The sequence below is a fragment of the Geodermatophilus ruber genome, assembly GCF_900114385.1.
Taxonomy (GTDB): Bacteria; Actinomycetota; Actinomycetes; order Mycobacteriales; family Geodermatophilaceae; genus Geodermatophilus; species Geodermatophilus ruber.
The window spans coordinates 129,146-147,397 of record NZ_FOSW01000011.1 but is presented as its reverse complement, the minus strand read 5'-3'; the positions used below and the strand labels follow the sequence as shown (position 1 = coordinate 147,397).

Annotated in this window: 14 protein-coding genes; 7 read left to right on the top strand and 7 right to left on the bottom strand. The window is 75.2% G+C overall.

Annotation, left to right across the window (positions count from 1 at the left end):
- Positions 1 to 3: 3 nt before the first annotated feature.
- Positions 4 to 900: a homocysteine S-methyltransferase gene (gene mmuM / locus BMZ50_RS17275; protein ID WP_091327123.1), complete on the top strand. Its 897-nt coding sequence runs from the start codon at positions 4 to 6 to the stop codon at positions 898 to 900.
- 66 nt (positions 901 to 966) lie between these two features.
- Here mmuM and BMZ50_RS17270 read toward each other — a convergent pair whose 3' ends face one another.
- Positions 967 to 1,824 carry a glucose 1-dehydrogenase gene (locus BMZ50_RS17270; protein ID WP_091327120.1) on the bottom strand — a complete coding sequence of 286 codons (858 nt, stop codon included), beginning with the start codon at positions 1,822 to 1,824 and terminating at the stop codon, positions 967 to 969.
- A gap of 113 nt (positions 1,825 to 1,937) precedes the next feature.
- Between BMZ50_RS17270 and BMZ50_RS17265 the strand changes: the two genes are divergently transcribed.
- From BMZ50_RS17265 to BMZ50_RS17255, 3 genes are all read left to right on the top strand, one after another.
- A complete protein-coding gene (locus BMZ50_RS17265) occupies positions 1,938 to 4,481 on the top strand; it encodes a DEAD/DEAH box helicase (RefSeq protein ID WP_091327117.1) in 2,544 nt (847 codons plus the stop codon).
- A 54-nt stretch (positions 4,482 to 4,535) separates the two neighbouring features.
- Positions 4,536 to 5,318: a sulfite exporter TauE/SafE family protein gene (locus tag BMZ50_RS17260; RefSeq protein WP_091327114.1), complete on the top strand. Its 783-nt coding sequence runs from the start codon at positions 4,536 to 4,538 to the stop codon at positions 5,316 to 5,318.
- A gap of 70 nt (positions 5,319 to 5,388) precedes the next feature.
- Positions 5,389 to 6,156 carry a sulfite exporter TauE/SafE family protein gene (locus BMZ50_RS17255; RefSeq protein WP_091327110.1) on the top strand — a complete coding sequence of 256 codons (768 nt, stop codon included), beginning with the start codon at positions 5,389 to 5,391 and terminating at the stop codon, positions 6,154 to 6,156.
- Positions 6,157 to 6,165: 9 nt separating this feature from the next.
- On the opposite strand, the gene BMZ50_RS17250 is transcribed toward BMZ50_RS17255, so the two are convergent.
- A complete protein-coding gene (locus BMZ50_RS17250; RefSeq protein ID WP_177212851.1) occupies positions 6,166 to 6,702 on the bottom strand; it encodes a hypothetical protein in 537 nt (178 codons plus the stop codon).
- 267 nt (positions 6,703 to 6,969) lie between these two features.
- Between BMZ50_RS17250 and BMZ50_RS17245 the strand changes: the two genes are divergently transcribed.
- Genes BMZ50_RS17245 through BMZ50_RS17235 form a run of 3 tightly spaced genes read left to right on the top strand, consistent with a single transcriptional unit; the run spans position 6,970 to position 10,735 of the window.
- The gene (locus BMZ50_RS17245) at positions 6,970 to 8,922 is read left to right on the top strand and encodes an AMP-binding protein (RefSeq protein WP_091327107.1); all 1,953 of its coding nucleotides are present in this window, start codon (positions 6,970 to 6,972) and stop codon (positions 8,920 to 8,922) included.
- Between the two features lie 11 nt (positions 8,923 to 8,933).
- A complete protein-coding gene (locus BMZ50_RS17240; RefSeq protein WP_091327105.1) occupies positions 8,934 to 9,938 on the top strand; it encodes a TauD/TfdA family dioxygenase in 1,005 nt (334 codons plus the stop codon).
- Positions 9,935 to 10,735, top strand: a complete 801-nt coding sequence (locus tag BMZ50_RS17235) for a 4'-phosphopantetheinyl transferase family protein (protein ID WP_143087207.1) — start codon at positions 9,935 to 9,937, stop codon at positions 10,733 to 10,735. The genes BMZ50_RS17240 and BMZ50_RS17235 overlap by 4 nt, the downstream gene beginning before the upstream one ends.
- Here BMZ50_RS17235 and BMZ50_RS17230 read toward each other — a convergent pair.
- The 5 genes from BMZ50_RS17230 to BMZ50_RS17210 all read right to left on the bottom strand — a co-directional run bounded on the left by BMZ50_RS17230 (position 10,687) and on the right by BMZ50_RS17210 (position 18,107).
- Positions 10,687 to 12,357: an alpha-amylase family protein gene (locus tag BMZ50_RS17230; protein WP_091327100.1), complete on the bottom strand. Its 1,671-nt coding sequence runs from the start codon at positions 12,355 to 12,357 to the stop codon at positions 10,687 to 10,689. The two genes, BMZ50_RS17235 and BMZ50_RS17230, sit on opposite strands and share 49 nt — an antisense overlap.
- 16 nt (positions 12,358 to 12,373) lie before the next feature.
- Positions 12,374 to 13,444 carry a TIGR03885 family FMN-dependent LLM class oxidoreductase gene (locus BMZ50_RS17225; protein ID WP_245753697.1) on the bottom strand — a complete coding sequence of 357 codons (1,071 nt, stop codon included), beginning with the start codon at positions 13,442 to 13,444 and terminating at the stop codon, positions 12,374 to 12,376.
- 63 nt (positions 13,445 to 13,507) lie between these two features.
- Entirely contained in the window at positions 13,508 to 15,016 is a 1,509-nt protein-coding gene (locus tag BMZ50_RS17220) for an MFS transporter (RefSeq protein WP_245753696.1), read from the bottom strand.
- Positions 15,013 to 16,452 (bottom strand): ATP-binding protein, encoded by a 1,440-nt coding sequence (locus BMZ50_RS17215; protein ID WP_091327093.1) that lies wholly within the window; start codon positions 16,450 to 16,452, stop codon positions 15,013 to 15,015. The genes BMZ50_RS17220 and BMZ50_RS17215 overlap by 4 nt, the downstream gene beginning before the upstream one ends.
- Complete coding sequence (locus BMZ50_RS17210) at positions 16,449 to 18,107, bottom strand: FAD-dependent oxidoreductase (RefSeq protein WP_091327091.1); 1,659 nt, start codon at positions 18,105 to 18,107, stop codon at positions 16,449 to 16,451. Before BMZ50_RS17210 ends, BMZ50_RS17215 begins: the two co-directional genes overlap by 4 nt.
- Positions 18,108 to 18,252 lie beyond the last annotated feature (145 nt).

Here is an 18,252-nt window from a genome sequence, read left to right as displayed (position 1 = left end):
GGCATGACCGCGCTCCCCGACGCCCTCGCGGCGGGGCCCGTCGTGCTCGACGGCGGGCTGGCCACCCAGCTGGAGGCGCAGGGGCACGACCTGGGCTCGGCGCTGTGGTCGGCACGGCTGCTGCGCGACGACCCGGACGCGATCGTGGCCGCGCACGGCGCCTTCGCCGCCGCCGGCGCGCAGGTGGCGACGACGGCCAGCTACCAGGCGACGGTGGAGGGCTTCGCCGCCGCCGGGATCGGCGCCGCCGAGGCCCGGCGGCTGATCGCCCGCTCGGTGCAGCTGGCCCGCCGCGGCGCGCCCGGCTGCTGGGTGGCGGGATCGGTCGGCCCGTACGGGGCGATGCTCGGCGACGGCTCGGAGTACACCGGCGCGTACGTGGCCGAGATCGGCGTCCCGGCGCTGCGTGCCTTCCACCGGCCGCGGATGGCGCTGCTGGCCGAGGCCGGCGCCGACGTGCTGGCCTGCGAGACGGTGCCGGCGGCCGCAGAGGCGGAGGCGCTGCTCGCCGAGGCCGAGGCGCTCGGCGTGCCGGTGTGGCTGTCGCTGACCACGGTCGTGGGGCGGGACGGCGAGGCGCGCACCCGCCGGGGCGAGCGCGCCGCCGACGTCTTCGCGCTGGCCCGCGGCGTCGACGCGGTGCTCGCCGTCGGGGTCAACTGCACCGCGCCGTCCGCCGTCCTGCCCGGGCTGGCCGCCGCCGCGGCCGCCGGGAAGCCGCTGGTCGCCTATCCCAACAGCGGCGAGGGGTGGGACGCCGGCGCCCGCCGCTGGACCGGGATGCCGGGGATCGAGGCCGGCGACGTCCCCGGCTGGGTGGCCGCCGGTGCCCGGCTGGTCGGCGGCTGCTGCCGGGTGGGGCCGGCCGACATCGCCGCCCTCGCCGCCGCGGTGACGTGATGGAGCGGCCCCGGTGCAGGGTCCCGCCGCGAGCCTGCGAGCGGTGGGGGGCACCGGGGTCCTTCTTCAGAGAATGGGCTTGCCGCCGGTGACCGCGACCCGGGCGCCGGAGATGTAGCTCGCCTCGTCGCTGGCCAGGAACACGTACACCGGCGCGACCTCCGCCGGCTGCCCCGGGCGGCCCATCGGCACCTGCTGGCCGAAGCTCTCCACCTTCTCCGGCGGCATGGTCGACGGGATGAGGGGCGTCCAGATCGGCCCCGGCGCCACGCTGTTGGCCCGGATGCCCTTGTCCGCGTACATCTGCGCCAGGCTGGCGGTGAAGTTGGCGATCCCGGCCTTGGTCATCGCGTACGGCGCCAGCTGCGGGCTGGGCATGTCGGAGTTCACCGACGACGAGTTGATGATCGAGCCGCCGGACGGCATGTGCGGGATCGCGTCCTTGGTCAGGACGAACATCGCGGTCAGGTTCACCGCGAGCGTGTAGTCCCACTCCTCGTCCGAGACCTCCTCGATCGAGTCGTGGCTCATCTGGAACGCCGCGTTGTTGACCAGGACGTCGATCTTCCCGAACTCCTCCACGGCCTTCGGGATGATCGTGTGCGCGTGTGCCCGGTCGGACAGGTCACCGGCGACCAGCACGCACCTGCGGCCGGCCTCCTCGACGTACTTGGCGGTGTCCTGCGCGTCCTCGTGCTCGTTCAGGTACGAGATCAGGACGTCGGCGCCCTCCCGGGCGAAGGCGATGGCCACGGCGCGGCCGATGCCGCTGTCGCCGCCGGTGATGACGGCGGCCTTGCCGGTGAGCCTGCCCGACCCGCGGTAGGTCTCCTCCCCGTGGTCCGGCTTGGGCGTCATCTCGCCGAGCGAGCCGGGAACCGACTGCTGCTGCGCGGGCTGGGACTCGGGGCGGGGCGAAGACACGTCGTCCTCCAGGTGGTCGGATGCGTACGACCCCGCCTACCCCCGCCGTCGGCGACGGAACCCGACCGCCGGCGCCGGGAAGGATCACGGCGTCAGGCACGCTGTTCTCCACGATGACCGCCGCACCTCTCCTCGACGACCCCCGCGACCTCACCGCCCTGCGCGCGGGCGGCGCCGACCCCGACGAACTGTTCACCGCCTTCGCCGCCTGGGCGGAGTCGAACGGCACGACCCTCTACCCGGCGCAGGAGGACGCGCTGATCGAGCTGGTCAGCGGCGCCAACGTCGTCCTGGCCACGCCGACCGGCTCGGGCAAGTCGCTGGTGGCCACCGGCGCCCAGTACGCGGCGCTGGCGGCCGGGCGCCGCAGCTACTACACCGCGCCCATCAAGGCCCTGGTCAGCGAGAAGTTCTTCGCGCTCTGCGCGGTCTTCGGCGCGGCCAACGTCGGCATGCTCACCGGCGACGCCGCGGTCAACCGGGACGCGCCGATCATCGCCTGCACCGCCGAGGTGCTGGCCAACATCGCGCTGCGGGAGGGCGCGGACGCCGACATCGGCCTGGTGGTCATGGACGAGTTCCACTTCTACGGCGACCCCGACCGCGGCTGGGCCTGGCAGGTGCCGCTGCTGGAGCTGCCGAAGGCGCAGTTCCTGCTGATGAGCGCCACCCTCGGCGACACCGGCTGGCTGCGGGAGGACCTCACCCGCCGCACCGGCCGCCCGACCGCGCTGGTCGCGAGCGCCGAGCGCCCGGTGCCACTGCACCACTACTACGCGACGACGCCGATGCACGAGACGATCCAGGAGCTGCTGGACACCCGGCAGGCGCCGGTCTACGTCGTCCACTTCACCCAGGCCTCCGCGCTGGAGCGGGCGCAGGCGCTGATGAGCGTCAACGTGTGCACCAAGGAGGAGAAGGCCGCGATCGCCGAGATGATCGGCGGATTCCGGTTCACCTCCGCCTTCGGGACGACGCTGTCGCGGCTGGTCCGCCACGGCATCGGCGTCCACCACGCCGGGATGCTGCCCAAGTACCGGCGGCTGGTGGAGCAGCTGGCCCAGGCCGGGCTGCTCAAGGTCATCTGCGGCACCGACACCCTCGGCGTCGGCATCAACGTGCCGATCCGCACCGTCGTCTTCTCCGCGCTGTCGAAGTACGACGGCACCCGCACGCGGCTGCTCAACGCCCGCGAGTTCCACCAGATCGCCGGCCGGGCCGGGCGCGCGGGCTTCGACACGGCGGGCACCGTCGTCGTCCAGGCGCCGGAGCACGAGGTGGAGAACCTCAAGCAGTTCGCCAAGGTGGCCGACGACCCGAAGAAGCGCCGCAAGCTGGTCCGCCGCAAGGCGCCCGAGGGCATGGTGCCGTGGTCGGAGGCGACGATGAAGCGCCTCGTCGACGCCGAGCCCGAGGCGCTGACCAGCAACATGCGGGTGTCGACGGCGATGATCCTCGATGTCGTCGACCGGCCCGGGGACCCGTTCGTCGCGATGCGCCGGCTGCTCACCGAGAACCACGAGCCGCGCAAGCGTCAGCTGCGGCACATCCGGGAGGCGGTCGGCATCGCCCGGTCCCTGCTGCAGGCCGGCGTCCTCGAGCGGCTCGACGAGCCCGACGCCGACGGCCGGCGCTACCGGCTGACCGTCGACCTGCCGCCGGACTTCGCGCTCAACCAGCCGCTGTCGACCTTCGCGCTGGCGGCGATCGAGCTGCTGGACCCGGAGTCGGACACCTACGCGCTGGACGTCGTGAGCGTCCTGGAGGCCACCCTCGACGACCCGCGGCAGATCCTCGCCGCCCAGCTGAACAAGGCCAAGGGCGAGGCCGTCGCGCAGATGAAGGCCGAGGGCATCGAGTACGAGGAGCGCCTCGAGCTGCTCGAGGACATCTCCTACCCGAAGCCGCTGGAGGAGCTGCTCTCGCACGCGTTCGACGTGTACCGGCGCAGCAACCCGTGGGCGAACGACGCGCACCTGTCGCCGAAGTCCGTCGTCCGGGAGATGTGGGAGCGGGCGTTCACCTTCCGGGAGTTCGTGACCACCTACGGGCTGACCCGCTCCGAGGGCGCGGTGCTGCGCTACCTGTCCGACGCGTTCAAGGCGCTGCGGTCGGGGGTGCCCGCGGTCGCCCGCACCGACGAGGTGACCGACCTGGTCGAGTGGCTCGGTGAGCTGGTGCGCCAGGTCGACTCGTCGCTGCTCGACGAGTGGGAGCAGCTGACCTCGCCCGACCAGCCGCACGATGTCCCCGTCGAGGTGCCGGCCCGGCCGCGGCCGCTGACCGGCAACGAGCGGGCGTTCACCGCGATGGTGCGCAACGCGCTGTTCCGGCGGGTGGAGCTGTGGGCCCGCCGGCGCTGGTACGACCTCGGCGAGCTGGACTCCGGCTCCGGGTGGAACGCCGACCGCTGGGGCGAGGTGGTGCAGGCCTACTTCGCCGAGCACGCGGAGCTCAACACGGGGGCCGACGCCCGCGGCCCGGCGCTGCTGATCTGGGACAAGGCCGAGCCGGGCGTGTGGCGGGTGCGGCAGATCGTCGACGACCCGGCCGGCGACCACGACTGGGGCCTCGACGTCGAGGTGGACCTGGCCGCCTCAGACGAGGAGGGCTCCGTGGTGCTGCGCCTGGTGGACGCCGGCCGACGCGACGGCTGACCGGCTTCCGGCGCGTGGCGACGGCGGCCGTGCCAGGCTCCACCCGATGAACGCATGAACGGGTGGGAGATGGTGGCGGTCGCCTGCGCGGGCCTGGCTGCCGGCAGCATCAACGCCGTCGTCGGCTCCGGCACGCTGGTGACCTTCCCCGTGCTGCTGGCCGTGGGGCTGCCGCCGGTGACCGCCACGGTCAGCAACTCCCTCGGGCTGGTGCCCGGCAACCTGACCGGCTCGATCGGGTACCGGCGGGAGCTGGCCGGGCAGCGCGGGCTGCTGCTGCGGCTGCTGCCCGCTTCGGTGCTCGGCGCGCTGACCGGTGCCTTCCTGCTGCTGCACCTCCCGTCGGAGGCCTTCGAGGCGGTCGTGCCGGCGCTGATCGGCCTGGCCGTCGTGCTCGTCGCCGTCCAGCCCGCCGTGCAGCGGGCGCTGGCCCGGCGCCGGGCGAGGAACGACGCGCCGCCGCGCCGGATCGGCCGCGGGCGGATGGCCGCCCTCTTCGCCGGCGCCTACGCCACCGGCAGCTACGGCGGCTACTTCGCCGCCAGCCAGGGCGTGCTCCAGATCGGCATCTTCGGGCTCCTGCTGCACGAGTCGCTGCAGCGGCTCAACGCCCTCAAGAACGTGCTGACCCTCGCCGTGAACGCGGTGGCCGCCGGGGCCTACGTCGTGGTGGCCACCGACCGCATCGACTGGCGGGCGGCGGCGCTGGTCGCCGCCGGCTCGCTGGTCGGCGGTCACCTCGGGGCGCGGTTCGGCCGGCGGCTGCCCGCCGTCGCCCTGCGGACGGCGATCGTGCTCCTCGGGCTGACCGCCGTCGCCGCCCTGCTGACGCGGTGACCCACCCCCTCCCGCGACCCCGCAGGCCGGACGGCAGGCTTGCGGGCATGACGCGTGCGGGGGGCCGCGGGTGAGCCCGTTGGAATTCGTCCTCCTCGTCCTCGCCGGCATCGGCGCCGGGCTCACCGGCAGCATCGCCGGCCTCGCCTCGCTGATCAGCTATCCCGCGCTGCTGGCCACCGGCATCCCGCCGGTCACGGCGAACGTGACCAACACCGTCGCGCTGGTGCTCAACAGCGTGGGCTCGGTCAGCGCCTCCCGGCCGGAGCTGCACGGGCAGGGCCGGCGGCTCCTGCGGCTCTCCGCCGGAGCGCTGCTCGGCGGCGTGGCCGGTGCCGCGCTGCTCCTGCTCACGCCGTCGCACGCCTTCGAGCGCATCGTGCCGTGGCTGATCGCCGGGGCGTCGATCGCGCTGCTGGTCCAGCGGCCCCCGCGCCTGCTGGCCGAGCAGGGAGCGCGGGCGCACCCGACGCACCAGGACCCGTGGTGGCTGCCGCTCGGCACCTTCGCCATCGCCGTCTACGGCGGCTACTTCGGCGCCGCGGCGGGGGTCATGATGCTGGCGATGTACCTGCTCACCACCGGCGAGGGGCTGCCCCGGGGCAACGCGCTGAAGAACGTGGTGCTCGGCGTGGCCAACGCCGTGGCCGCCGTCGCGTTCGTCGTGCTGGCCGACATCGCCTGGTCGGCGGCGCTGCCCCTGGCGATCGGGCTGTTCCTCGGCGGCCGCCTGGGCCCGCCTCTGGTGCGCCGGGCTCCCCAGACGGCGCTGCGCCGGATCATCGCCGTCGCCGGGCTCGGGCTGGCGCTCACCCTGGCGGTGCAGGCCTACACGTAGCCGCCGGCGTCAGCTGACGTAGGCGGCCAGGAACAGCACGAACGCGCCGGCCAGCAGCAGCAACCGGGCCGGGGTGAGGCCGTTGACCAGGTTCGCCGTCGCCTCCACCCACTGCGGGCGGACGCCGGCCTCGCGGGTGCCGCGGCGGACCAGCCGCACCTCGTCGGCCAGCAGCGCGCCGGCCGCCCCGAGCATGCCGAGCCCGACGGTGAGGAAGACCAGCGCCAGCCGCTCGTTGAACGCCTCGGCCACCCCGGCGAGCAGCAGCACCGCCAGCACCCCGGCGAGCAGCCCGATCAGCGCACCGGCCACCGGCGCCCACGGGCCCATGCGGGTCAGCGGGCTCGTGCGCCGCGGGCCCACCCGCGGCCGGCCTGCTACCGGCCCAGTGGGCTGGTACCCCTCGGCCGCCGGCGGCGGGCCGGCGGGGAGCGGACCGGGGGCCCGACTCGTGGGCGGCGCGGGAGCCGGCTGCGATCCACCGGCCGGGCCGACGGCGGGCAGCTCGGAGGTCGACGGGGACGGCGTGCGCGGGACCTCGGTCATCACCTGCCCACGCTAGGCGCGCCGACCGGCACCGGGGGGACCCGGCCCGGGGCGTGTCGACTCGTCCCCACGTCGACACGTCGATGAGTTCCGGGCGGCGGGCCGGTCCCGTCATCGACCGGGCCGTGATCGAAGCCCTCCTCGCGGGCGGGGTCCTTGGTACTAGCCCCAAGGTCGCATGGTGGCGCGCCCGGGGCAGTGAGGACGCTCGATACCGACCGGTGGTCCGGGCCGCCGGCCGCGCGCGACGACCAGAGGACGGAAGCGATGACCGCGACCACCGGCGGAACGGCGCCCCCGGCGACGGCGGACGGGCGGGCGTTCTGGCGGGAGGTGCTCCTCGCCGGCGGGTCCACCACGGTGCCCCGGTGGACCCGCGAGCCGGTCCTGGGCGTCGCCGAGCACGCGGTGGCCGTGCCCGCGGACGTCACCGCGGCGGTGCGCGGGCTCGCCGACGAGCTGGAGGTGCCGCTGCGCGCGGTGCTGCTGGCCGCACACGCCCGCGTGCTGGCCGCGCTGGCCGGCGCGCCGGAGGTCACCGCCGGGGTGGTCGTCGCGGCCGGCGGCCGGCCCCTGCCCTGCCGGCTGTCCACCGCGGCGGGATCGTGGCGGGCGCTGGTGCGCGAGGCCGCGCACGCCGAGGCGGCGCTGCGCACCCACGGCCGCTTCCGGCTCGACGACCTCCGGGGCGAGCTGGGCGTGCCGGGCCCGTCGTACGAGACGGTGCTCGATCCGGCCGGCGCCGGCGCCCTGGTGGAGGACGTCATCGTCCGGGTGGGCGTCACCGACCGCGGCGACGTGCTCGCACTGCGGGTGCGGTACCGGACCGACGTCCTGGACTCCGGCGGCGCCGCCCGGCTCGCCGGGTACCACGTCGCCGCGCTGGCCCGCATGGCCGCCGACCCGGACGGCGGGCACGCCGGCGCGAGCCTGCTCTCGGCGGAGGAGCTCCGGTTCCAGCGCGAGGAGCTCGCCGGGCGCCACCGGGAGCTGCCCGACCTGCGGGTCCACGAGCTGATCCAGCAGCGGGCGGCCGCCTCCCCCGACGCGGTCGCCGCCGTCGACGGGGACCGGCGGTGGACCTACGCCGAGCTCAACGCCCGGGCCAACCGGCTGGGGCGCGCCCTGCTCGCGCACGGGCTGCGCCGGGAGGACGTGGTCGCGGTGGTCACCGGGCGCGACCTGGACCGGCTGGCCGCCGTCCTGGCCGTTCTCAAGGCCGGTGGCGTGTACCTGCCGGTCGACCCGCGCCTGCCCGCCGACCGCATCGCCCGGACGCTGCGCCGGGCCGGGTGCCGGCTCGTGGTGACCGGGGCGGGCAGCGCCGGCCCGCTCGACCGGGCGGTGGCGGAGCTGCCCGACCTCCAGCGGCTGGCGGTGGACGGCGCCGGACGGCACGAGGGGTCCGACCTCGGCGTCCCGGTCGCGGCCGGCCAGCTGGCCCACGTGTCCCTCGCCTCACGGTCCACCGGCGAGCCCGGGGGCGCGCTGTGCGAGCACCAGGGGCTGCTCAACCAGGTCCTCGCCACGATCGACGACCTGGGGATCGGCGAGGGGCAGGTGGTCGCCTCCACCGCGCCGCACGGCCTGAGCGCCTCGCTGGGGCAGCTGCTCGCCGCGCTGGTCGCCGGGGGGACGACGCTGCTGGTCGCGGGGGAGGCCGTGCCCGACGCCGAGCGGTCCCTCGACATGGTCGTCGCCGGCCGGGTGGCCGTCCTGCAGGTCACCCCCGCCTTCCTGGAGGACGTGCTGGCCGCCCTGGAACGCCGGCCGCGCCCGCTGCCGGACCTGCGCTGCGTGTCGGTCACCGGCGAGGCCCTGGAGCGGGAGCTCGCCCGGCGCTGGTTCGCCACCGTGCCCGGGGTGCCGCTGGTCCACGCCTACGAGCTGACCGAGACCTCCGACGAGACCAACCACGAGGTCCTCCACCGGGCGCCCGACGGCGAGCGGGTGCCGCTGGGCCGCCCGATCGCCAACGTGCGGGTGTCCGTGGTCGACGAGTTCCTCGCCCCGGTGCCGCTGGGCGCGCCCGGCGAGATCGTCGTCTCCGGGGTCTGCGTCGGCCGCGGCTACGTCGGCGACCCCGCGCGCACCGCGGCGGCGTTCCCGCCCGACCCGCAGCGCCCCGGGCAGCGGCTCTGCCGCAGCGGTGACCTCGGCCGCTGGCGGCCCGACGGGAAGCTCGAGCTCCTCGCCCGAGCCGGCGTCCCCACCACCTGAGGAGGAGAACGATGTCGTCCTCGTCGCTGATGTCCCTGCCGGACCTCGAGCTGGGCCTGCAGCCGGGCCGGCCCGCGGTGCTGCGGGCCGAGCCGGACGGGGACGCCCCCGGCTGGGCGGCCGCCCACCACGACGCCGTCCGCGACGCCGCCACCGAGCACGGCGCCGTCCTGCTCCGCGGGCTGAAACTGCGCGACCCGGCCGCCACCGCCGCCGTCGTGCGGGAGCTGACCACCGGGCTGATGACCGAGCGCGAGGCGTACGCGCCCCGGCAGGACGCCGGTGAGCGGCTCTCCTGGTCGACGCCGTGGCCGGCGAACCAGCCCATGCGCCTGCACCACGAGCTCAGCTACGCCCGCCAGGTACCGGGGCTGATGGCCTTCGCCTGCCTGTGTGCGCCGGCCGTGGGCGGGGCGACGACGCTGGCCGACGCGGCCACCGTGCTCGCGGCGCTGCCGGCGGACGTGGTCGCCCGCTTCGAGCGCGAGGGCTGGCTGCTGCTGCGCAGCTACGACGACGAGATCGGGGCCTCGGTGGCCGAGGCGTTCGGCACCGACGACCGCGCCGCGATCGAGGCCTACTGCCGGGCCAACGGCATCGAGACCGCCTGGCAGCCCGGCGGCGGCCTGCGCACCCGCCAGCGCCGCCCCGCCGTGATCACCCATCCGCGCACCGGCCGGCGCTGCTGGTTCAACCAGGTGGCGTTCCTCAACGAGTGGACGCTGCCGTCGGAGGTCCACGAGTACCTGGTGGACGTCTACGGCGCCGACGGGCTGCCGTTCACCACCCGCTTCGGCGACGGGGAGCCGATCGACGAGGACGTCATCGCGATGATCAACGAGGTCTACGAGATGCACACCACCCGCGTGTCCTGGCAGGACGGTGACCTGATGCTGGTCGACAACCTCGCCACCGCGCACGGCCGGGACCCGTACGAGGGTCCCCGCGAGATGCTGGTCGCGATGGCCGACCCGGTCCGGCTCACCGCGACCGCCGACCCGGGATGGCTCCGGTGACCGCCGTCGCGGGCACGCTGCCCGTGGACACGGCGATCCCCCTGCTGCCGGCGGGCGTGTGCCAGGTGTGGTGGGCACGCGCCGGGCAGGCCCGGCCCGAGCACGACGACCTGCTCGCCCCCGCCGACCGGCGGCGGCGGTCCCGGCTCCGGGGGGGCACCGACCGGCGGCAGTCGACGGTCGCGGCCGCCGTCGCCCGGTTGATCCTCGCCGCGCACGCCGGCACCCGCCCGGAGCAGCTGTGGATCGACCGCAGCTGCCCGCGGTGCGGCGAGCAGCACGGCAAACCCTGGCTGCCGGAGGCCCCGGACCTGCAGTTCTCGGTCGCCCACTCGGCCGGCTGCGTCGCCGTCGCGGTCGTGCGCGGCAGTCCCGTCGGCATCGACGTGGAGGAGCTCGCGCAGTACGACCCGGAGGAGCTGGACTGCATCGCCCACCACGCGCTGGCGCCCGAGGAGCGGGCCGACCTGGCCCGCTGGCCCGCGCGCGGCGGCCGCGCCTACGCCTTCAGCACCTACTGGACGCGCAAGGAGGCACTGGTCAAGGCGACCGGTGAGGGCCTGGCGGTCCGGCTGAACCAGATCGTCGTCTCCCCGCCGATGCGGCCACCGCGGGTGGAGCGCTGGACCGGCCGGTCGGAGCCGACGTCGCTGTACGACCTGCACCCGCCGCCGGGGTTCGTCGCCGCGCTCGCCGTCCGCGGCGCCTCGGTCGGGCTCGACGAGCGGGACGCCGCGCCGCTGCTGGCTCAGACCAGCCGGCGGCTGTCGGGGGCGACCACCCTGAGCCACCGGTAGCCGTAGCCGTCGAGGGCGATCTCGGCGCCGCCGTCCTCCCCCAGCGCCACCTCGCCGGGCTGCAGCAGGTCGACCAGCCGGTGCTCGGGCCCGCAACCGGCCAGGGCCAGCGGCACCTTGCGCGGCTCGGGGCCGAGGTTGTGGACGGCGACCAGCGCGCCGTCGGCCCAGCTGCACAGGTGGGCCAGCACCTCGGCGTGCGGCTGCTCGAGGACGGTGAACGTGCCCCAGCCCAGCTCCGGGGACTCGCGGTAGCGGCGGACGAGCAGCTTCATGAACGACAGCAGCGAGTCCGGGTCGCGCCGCTGGTCGGCGACGTTGACGAACTCGGGCGCGAACCCACCGTCCACCACCGGGCCGGGCAGCCGGGCGGGGTCGGCGGTGGAGAAGCCGCCGTTGGGGCCTGCGGTCCACTGCATCGGCGTCCGGACGGCGAGCCGGCCCTCGGCGTCGAGGTCCTCGCCCATGCCGATCTCCTCGCCGTAGAACAGCACCGGCGTGCCCGGCAGCGAGAACAGCAGGCTGTAGACCATCCGGACGCGCCGCGGGTCGCCGTCGAGCATCGGGGGCAGGCGGCGGCGCAGCCCGCGGCCGTAGACCTGCATCCGCTCCTCGGGGCCGAAGGCGGCGAAGACCTCGGCGCGCTCGGCGTCGCCGAGCTTGTCGAGGGTGAGCTCGTCGTGGTTGCGGACGAAGGTGGCCCACTGGCTGTCCGGCGAGATCGCGGGCCGGCCGGTGAGCGCGTCGCTGAGCGGGCCGGCGTCGGTGCGGGCGAGGGAGAGGTAGAGCGCCTGCATGCCGATGAAGTCGAAGAGCATGGTGAGCTCGTCGCCGTCCTCGTCACCGAAGAACTGGACCTGCTGCTCGTGCGGCAGGTTGACCTCGCCGAGCAGGATGCCGTCGCCGGTGCGGCGGCCGAGGAACGAGCGCAGCGCGCGCAGGTACTCGTGCGGCTCGGGGAAGTGCTCGGCGTCCTCCGGTTGCACCTCGAGGAAGAACGGGACGGCGTCGACCCGGAAGCCGGACAGGCCCAGCTGCAGCCAGAACCCGATGATCTTGGCGATCTCGTCGCGGACGCGCGGGTCGGTCACGTTCAGGTCCGGTTGCTCCTTGTAGAAGCGGTGCAGGTACCACTCCCCGGTCGGCTCGTTGAACGTCCAGATGCCGTCCTCCTGGTCGGGGAAGACCACCTGGTCGGAGGTGTCCGGCGGCTCGTCGTCCCGCCAGACGTAGAAGTCGTGGAAGGGGTCCTCCCGGCTCTGCCGTGCCCGCTGGAACCACGGGTGCTGGACGGAGGTGTGGTTGACCACGAGGTCTGCGATCACCCGCATGCCGCGGTCCCGGGCGGTCCGGATGACCTCCACCAGGTCCCCGTGCGTGCCCAGCCGCGGGTCGACGCCGTAGAAGTCGGTGATGTCGTAGCCGTCGTCCCGCTCGGCGGTCGGGTAGAAGGGCATCAGCCACAGGCAGGTGACGCCGAGGTCGGCGAGGTGGTCGATCCGCTGGGCGAGGCCCTCGAAGTCACCGCAGCCGTCGCCGTTCCAGTCCAGGTAGGTCTCGACGTCCAGGCAGTAGACGACCGCGGTCTTCCACCAGAGGTCGCTCGTGTCCGTGATCCGCATGCCGCCGCTCCTCTGCTCAGTTCGCGACCGCGGGCCGGAGTTCCTGGTGCGGCCGCAGCGGCTCGGCCGGCCCCGGCGGGTCGATCGCGACCGCCGGCGCCGGGGCCGTGACCTCCAGCTGCGGCAGCACGTGCGCCCCGAAGGCGTCGAGGAACGGCAGCTGCTCCTTGCCCACGTGGTGCAGGTAGATCTGGTCGAAGCCGAGGTCGGCGTACTCGGCGAGCCAGGCGGCGTGCCGGCCGAGGTCGGCGGAGACGCGCACCGCCTGCGTCACCGCCTCGGGGGGCACGTGCGCGCTGGCCAGGTCGAAGGCCCGGGTGGTGTCGAGGTCCCAGCACAGCGGCGGGGGGAAGACGTTGCTGCGCCACTGGTCGTGGGCGATGGCGAGCGCGCGGTCGGGATCGGGGTCCCAGCTGACGTGCACCTGCAGGGTGAGCGTCCCCTGGCCGCCGGCACCGCGGTAGGCCTCGATCAGCTCGCGGAGGGTGTCGTGCGACTGGTTGATGGTGACCAGGCCGTCGGCCCACTCCGCGTGCCGGGCGGCGGTGGCGGCGGTGACGGCGGGCCCGATCAGGGCCGGCTGCCGCTCCGGGAGGGTCCAGATGCGGGCGCGGTCGACGGTGACCAGCCCGTCGTGGCTGACCTCCTCGCCGGCGAGCAGGGCCCGGATGACGTCGACGCACTCGCGCAGGCGGGCGTCGCGCAGCTCCTTGCGCGGCCACGCCTCGCCGGTGACGTGCTCGTTCATGGCCTCCCCGGAGCCGAGGGCTACCCAGAAGCGGCCCGGGAACATGGCCCCGAGCGTGGCGACCGCCTGGGCGATGATCACCGGGTGGTAGCGCTGCCCCGGGGCGTTGACCACGCCGAAGGGCAGGCCGGTGGTGGCCAGCGCCGCGCCGAGCCAGGACCAGGCGAAGCCCGAGTGCCCCTGGCGCTCGTTCCACGGCTCGAGGTGGTCGGAGCACATCGCCGCGGTGAAGCCCACCTCCTCGGCGTGCTGCACCGCCCGCAGCAGCTCGCCGGGGTGCACCTGCTCGTGCGAGTTGTGGAAGCCGATCACCGTCATGGTCGCTGCCCTACCCCGCATGCCGGCGCTCCTACCTGCGGAGTTCCGGCGCGCCCGCCGCGCCGGGCGGCGCGCAGCCCATGATCACGGGCGGGAGGGCTCCCCGCCAGGTTGCAGCGGCGGGGCCCCGACGGCGCAGTGCACCCGGCACGGGGACTCCGCCGCCCCCCGCTCGGTCGGCGGCCGCACCTGCTCGTAGCTGGACGGGACCGCGGCCAGCGCGAGCAGGCCACCGACCGCCATGAGCGCGGCGCAGATGAGCATGGAGGTGCGGTAGGCGGGCGCCAGCGTGGCCGGGTCGGTGAGCTCCGCGCCGACCCCGGAGACCAGCGGCAGCACCGCGACCGCGAGCAGGCCGCCGGTGCGCGCGACGGCGTTGTTGATGCCGCTGGCCACGCCGGCGTACCGGTCCTCGACCGCGGCGAGCACCGTCGCGGTCAGCGGGGCGACCGTCAGCGAGAGGCCGAGGCCGAGCAACGCCACCGGCGGGAGGACGTCGGTGAGATAGTCCGCACCCGCCCCGATCCGGGAGAGCCCGACCAGCGCGAGGGCGCACAGCAGCGGCCCCAGGGCCATGGGCAGCCGCGGGCCGATCCGGTTCGACAGCGCCCCCACCCGGGCGGAGAGCACCAGCATCAGCAGGGTCACCGGCAGCAGGGCCAGCCCGGCCTCGAGCGGCGGGAAGCCGGACACCACCTGCAGCTGGACCACCACGAAGAAGAAGACGCCGCCGAGAGCCGCGTAGACGAGGAAGGTCATGGCGTTGACCGCGCTGAACGTCGTCGACCGGAACAGGTGCAGCGGCAGCATCGGCGCCGGCGAGCGGCGCTCGACGGCCAGGAACGCCCCCAGCGCGACGACGCCGAGGGCCAGCGTGGCGGCCACGACGCCGCGCTGGCCCTCCTGCCACGCGGTCAGCCCGTAGGTCAGCCCGCCGAGCCCCACCGCGGCCAGCACCGTGCCCGGCACGTCGAGGCGGCGGGCGGCGGCCGGGTCCGACGACTCCGGCACGTGCCGCAGCGTGACGAGGACGACGACCAGCGCCACCGGCACGTTGATGAGGAAGACCAGCCGCCAGTTGGCCACCTCCACCAGCCAGCCCCCGAGCAGCGGGCCGATCGCACCGGCCATGCCGGACAGCCCGGACCACGCGCCGATCGCCCGCGTCCGGTCCTCGGCCGCGAACGAGGACTGCAGGATCGCCAGCGACCCGGGGGCCAGCAGGGCACCACCGAGGCCCTGCACCGCCCGCGCCGCCACCAGGGTGCCGGTGTTCGGGGCGAGGCCGCACAGCGTCGACGCGACCGCGAAGAGGACCACCCCGGCGAGGAAGACCCGCTTGCGGCCGAAGCGGTCCCCCAGGGAGCCGCCGAGGAGGATGAACGCCGCGAGGGTCAGCGTGTAGCCGTTCACCACCCACTGCAGGCCGGCGGCGCTGCTGCCGAGGTCCTCCCCGATGGCGGGCAGGGCGATCGAGACGACCGTCGCGTCGAGGAACGCCATCCCCGAGCCGAGCACCGTGGCCAGCAGCACCCAGCGCCCCTCGGGTTCCCCGTACCGCAGGCCCGGGGCCCGCGCACCGGCGGCCGTCACGCCGGGGCCGCGGCGGCCTCGGCCAGCGGCAGCAGCACCTGGAAGCGGGTGTCGCCGGGCGTCGAGCGCACCCGCAGGTCACCGCCGTGCCGGTTGACCACGACCCGCCAGGAGACGTCCAGGCCCAGGCCGGTGCCCTGGCCGACGGGCTTGGTGGTGAAGAACGGCTCGAACACCCGCCGCTGCAGCTCCTCCGGGATGCCCGGCCCGGTGTCGGCCACCTCGACCAGGGCCCGCTCCCCCTCCCGTCCGGTGCGGAGGGTGAGCGTCCCCTCGCCCGACATGGCGTCGAGCGCGTTGTGGACGAGGTTGGTCCACACCTGGTTGAGCTCGCCGGCGTAGGCCGGCACCGGGGGCAGCGAGCGGTCGTAGTCCTTCACCACCTGGACCCCGGGAGGGATCTTGGCGCTCATCATCACCAGCGTGGCGTCCAGCCCGGCGTGCAGGTCGGTCGGCCGGTGCGGGGCCCGGTCCAGCTGCGAGTACTGCCGGGCGGCGTCGACCAGCGCCGAGATCCGAGCGGTGCTCTCCTGGACCTCGGCCAGCAGCGTCTCGGTCTCCACCGTGTAGGCCAGCCAGCGCAGCGCCGCCTCCAGGGCGCCCGGTTCCACCGCGTCGGCGACCCTGGTGAGCTCCCCGGGGCCCAGCCCGGCCGGGACGAAGACCCCGGCGAGCTCCCACGCCGCGCCGATGCCGTGGTCCTCCAGCCAGTCGCCGAGCTCGTCCTCCCGGTCGGCGCGCTCCAGAGCGGTGAGTTCCGCAGCGCTGCCGACCCGGGCCACGAGCTCCTCCTGCAGCCCGGTGAGCGCGCGCAGCACCGCGCCGTCGATCCTCCCCGTCGAGAGCAGGGCCAGCTTGTGGCGCATGCCGGCGAACCGCTCCCGCAGCGCGGCGGCCGCCCGCGTGGCGGCCGCCGCCGGGTTGTTCAGCTCGTGGGTGAGGCCGGCGGTCAGCTTGCCCAGCGCGAGCAGCCGTTCCCGCTGGCCGACCAGCTCGGCTGCCGTCCGCTGGCCGACGAACAGGCCCTCCAGCAGGTGGACGGCCATCGGGTACCACCGCCGGAAGACGACGGCGAAGCGGTCGGCGGGCAGCGCCAGGAACCGGCAGTCGCTGACCGCGCGGACCGTCGCCTGGTAGGTCTGGCTGATCCGGTCGCCGAAGTAGAACTGCACCGCTCCGGAGTAGACGCCGCGGTCGGAGGTCCGCACGATCTCCACCTCGTCCCCCCCGACGCGGCGGACCATGCTCAGCGTTCCCGAGAGCAGGACGAAGAAGCACTCGGCCGGCTCCCCCTCGACCGCCACCTCGCTGCCGGCCGGGTGCTCCACGACGTCGGCGTTGCACGCGACCCAGTCCAGCTGCGCCTCGTCGAGGTCGGCGAAGAGGAACAGCTCGCGCAGCGCGCCGGGGCTCACCCGGCTCGCCGCCCTCGTCACCGTTCCTCCAGGTACCGGTGCACGAGGGTGACGGCCATGGCGCCCTCGCCGACGGCGGAGGCCACCCGCTTCACCGACTCCGCCCGGGCGTCGCCGGCGACGAAGACCCCGGGCAGGCTGGACTCCAGGAAGTAGGGGTCCCGCTCCAGCGGCCAGCCCGGCGGCCCGGTGCCCTCGCGGAGCAGGTCCGGCCCGGTGGGGAGGAACCCCCGTTCGTCGCGCACGACGGCCCCGTCGAGCCAGCCGGTCCGCGGCGCGCCACCGATGAAGACGAACAGGTGGCCGGTCTCCAGGGTCTCCCGCCCACCGGTCCGCCCGTCGCGCACGGTGATCGTCTCCAGGTGCCCGTCGCCGTGCACCGCCTCGACGCTGGTGCAGGTGCGCACCGCGATCGACCGGATCCCGGCGAGTTGCTCGATGAGGTAGGTCGACATCGACGCCTCCAGCGACGGGCCGCGGACCAGCAGGCTCACCGACCGGGCGTAGCCGGCGAAGAACACCGCCGCCTGCCCGGCCGAGTTGGCCCCCCCGACGACGAACACGTCGCGGTCGCAGCACTCGATGGCCTCGGTCATCGCCGACCCGTAGAACACCCCGCGGCCGGTCAGCTCGTCGGCCCCCGCCACGCCGAGGCTGCGGTAGGACACCCCGGTGGCCAGCACGACGGCGTGCGCGGCGAGGGCGCGGCCGTCGTCGAGGCGCAGCACCCGTTTCGGGCCGTGCGCCTCGAGGGCGACGACGTCGCGGGCCAGCAGCAGCTCGGCGCCGAAGCGCACCGCCTGCCGGCGGGCGCGGTCGGCCAGCTGCCCTCCGGAGACGCCGTCGGGGAACCCCAGGTAGTTCTCGATCCGGCTGCTCTGGCCGGCCTGGCCGCCGGTGGCCTCCCGCTCGATCAGCACGGTGCGCAGCCCCTCGGAGGCCCCGTAGACGGCGGCGCCCAGGCCGGCCGGCCCGCCGCCGACGACCGCCAGGTCGTAGAACTCCTCCCGCGGCTCGACGCCGAGCCCGGCCACCGCGGCGAGCTGGGCCTCGGTCGGGGCCCGGAGGATCCGCGCGTCGGGGGTGATCACCACCGGGACGTCGTCCGGCCCGGCGTCCGCGGCGCGCAGCAGCCGCCGGCCCTCGGGCTCGTCGGCGCTGTACCAGCGGTAGGGCACCGCGTTGCGGGCCAGCAGGTCACGGGCCCGGAAGGACGGCGCCGACCAGCGGTGGCCGACCAGCTTGATCTCCTCGACGCCGCTGTCGGGCGTCTGCCGCCAGGCGTCGACCATGGCGTCGACGACGGGGTAGAGCTTCTCCTCCGGCGGGTCCCACGGTTTGAGCAGGTAGGAGTCGACGTCGACCAGGTTGATCGCCGCGATCGCGGCCTCGGTGTCGGCGTAGGCGGTCAGCAGCGCCCGGCGGGCACGGGGGAAGAGGTCCATCGCCTGCTCGAGGAACTCCACGCCGCTCATCCCGGGCATCCGCTGGTCGGCCAGCAGCACCGCCACCGGGTCGCCGCGCAGCTTGAGCTCACGCAGCGCGTCGAGCGCCTCGGCCCCCGAGGTGGCCCGCAGGACGCGGAAGGCCTCGCCGTACCGACGGCGCAGGTCGCGGGCGACGGCGCGGGACACGCCCGGGTCGTCGTCGACGCTCAGCAGGACCGGCTTGCCCATGGGGCCTCCTGTCCGGCGATGCCGGGGCTGCAGCCACGCTAGCCCGCCGCAGCGCTGCGGCGACACCCTCGCGGACGCCGCCCGGAGGTCTTCCCGCGGCCGGTCCCGGGTGTCGACGCGCTGCCGGGCACGGCCCCACCTCCGG

Bases quoted from the DNA above. Each gene is read 5' to 3' on its own strand.
- BMZ50_RS17240 (WP_091327105.1), top strand. From the start codon at position 8,934: ATGTCGTCCTCGTCGCTGATGTCCCTGCCGGACCTCGAGCTGGGCCTG.
- mmuM (WP_091327123.1), top strand. From the start codon at position 4: ATGACCGCGCTCCCCGACGCCCTCGCGGCGGGGCCCGTCGTGCTCGAC.
- BMZ50_RS17245 (WP_091327107.1), top strand. From the start codon at position 6,970: ATGACCGCGACCACCGGCGGAACGGCGCCCCCGGCGACGGCGGACGGG.
- BMZ50_RS17260 (WP_091327114.1), top strand. From the start codon at position 4,536: ATGAACGGGTGGGAGATGGTGGCGGTCGCCTGCGCGGGCCTGGCTGCC.
- BMZ50_RS17210 (WP_091327091.1), bottom strand. From the start codon at position 18,107: ATGGGCAAGCCGGTCCTGCTGAGCGTCGACGACGACCCGGGCGTGTCC.
- BMZ50_RS17225 (WP_245753697.1), bottom strand. From the start codon at position 13,444: ATGCGGGGTAGGGCAGCGACCATGACGGTGATCGGCTTCCACAACTCG.
- BMZ50_RS17250 (WP_177212851.1), bottom strand. From the start codon at position 6,702: ATGACCGAGGTCCCGCGCACGCCGTCCCCGTCGACCTCCGAGCTGCCC.
- BMZ50_RS17265 (WP_091327117.1), top strand. From the start codon at position 1,938: ATGACCGCCGCACCTCTCCTCGACGACCCCCGCGACCTCACCGCCCTG.
- BMZ50_RS17230 (WP_091327100.1), bottom strand. From the start codon at position 12,357: ATGCGGATCACGGACACGAGCGACCTCTGGTGGAAGACCGCGGTCGTC.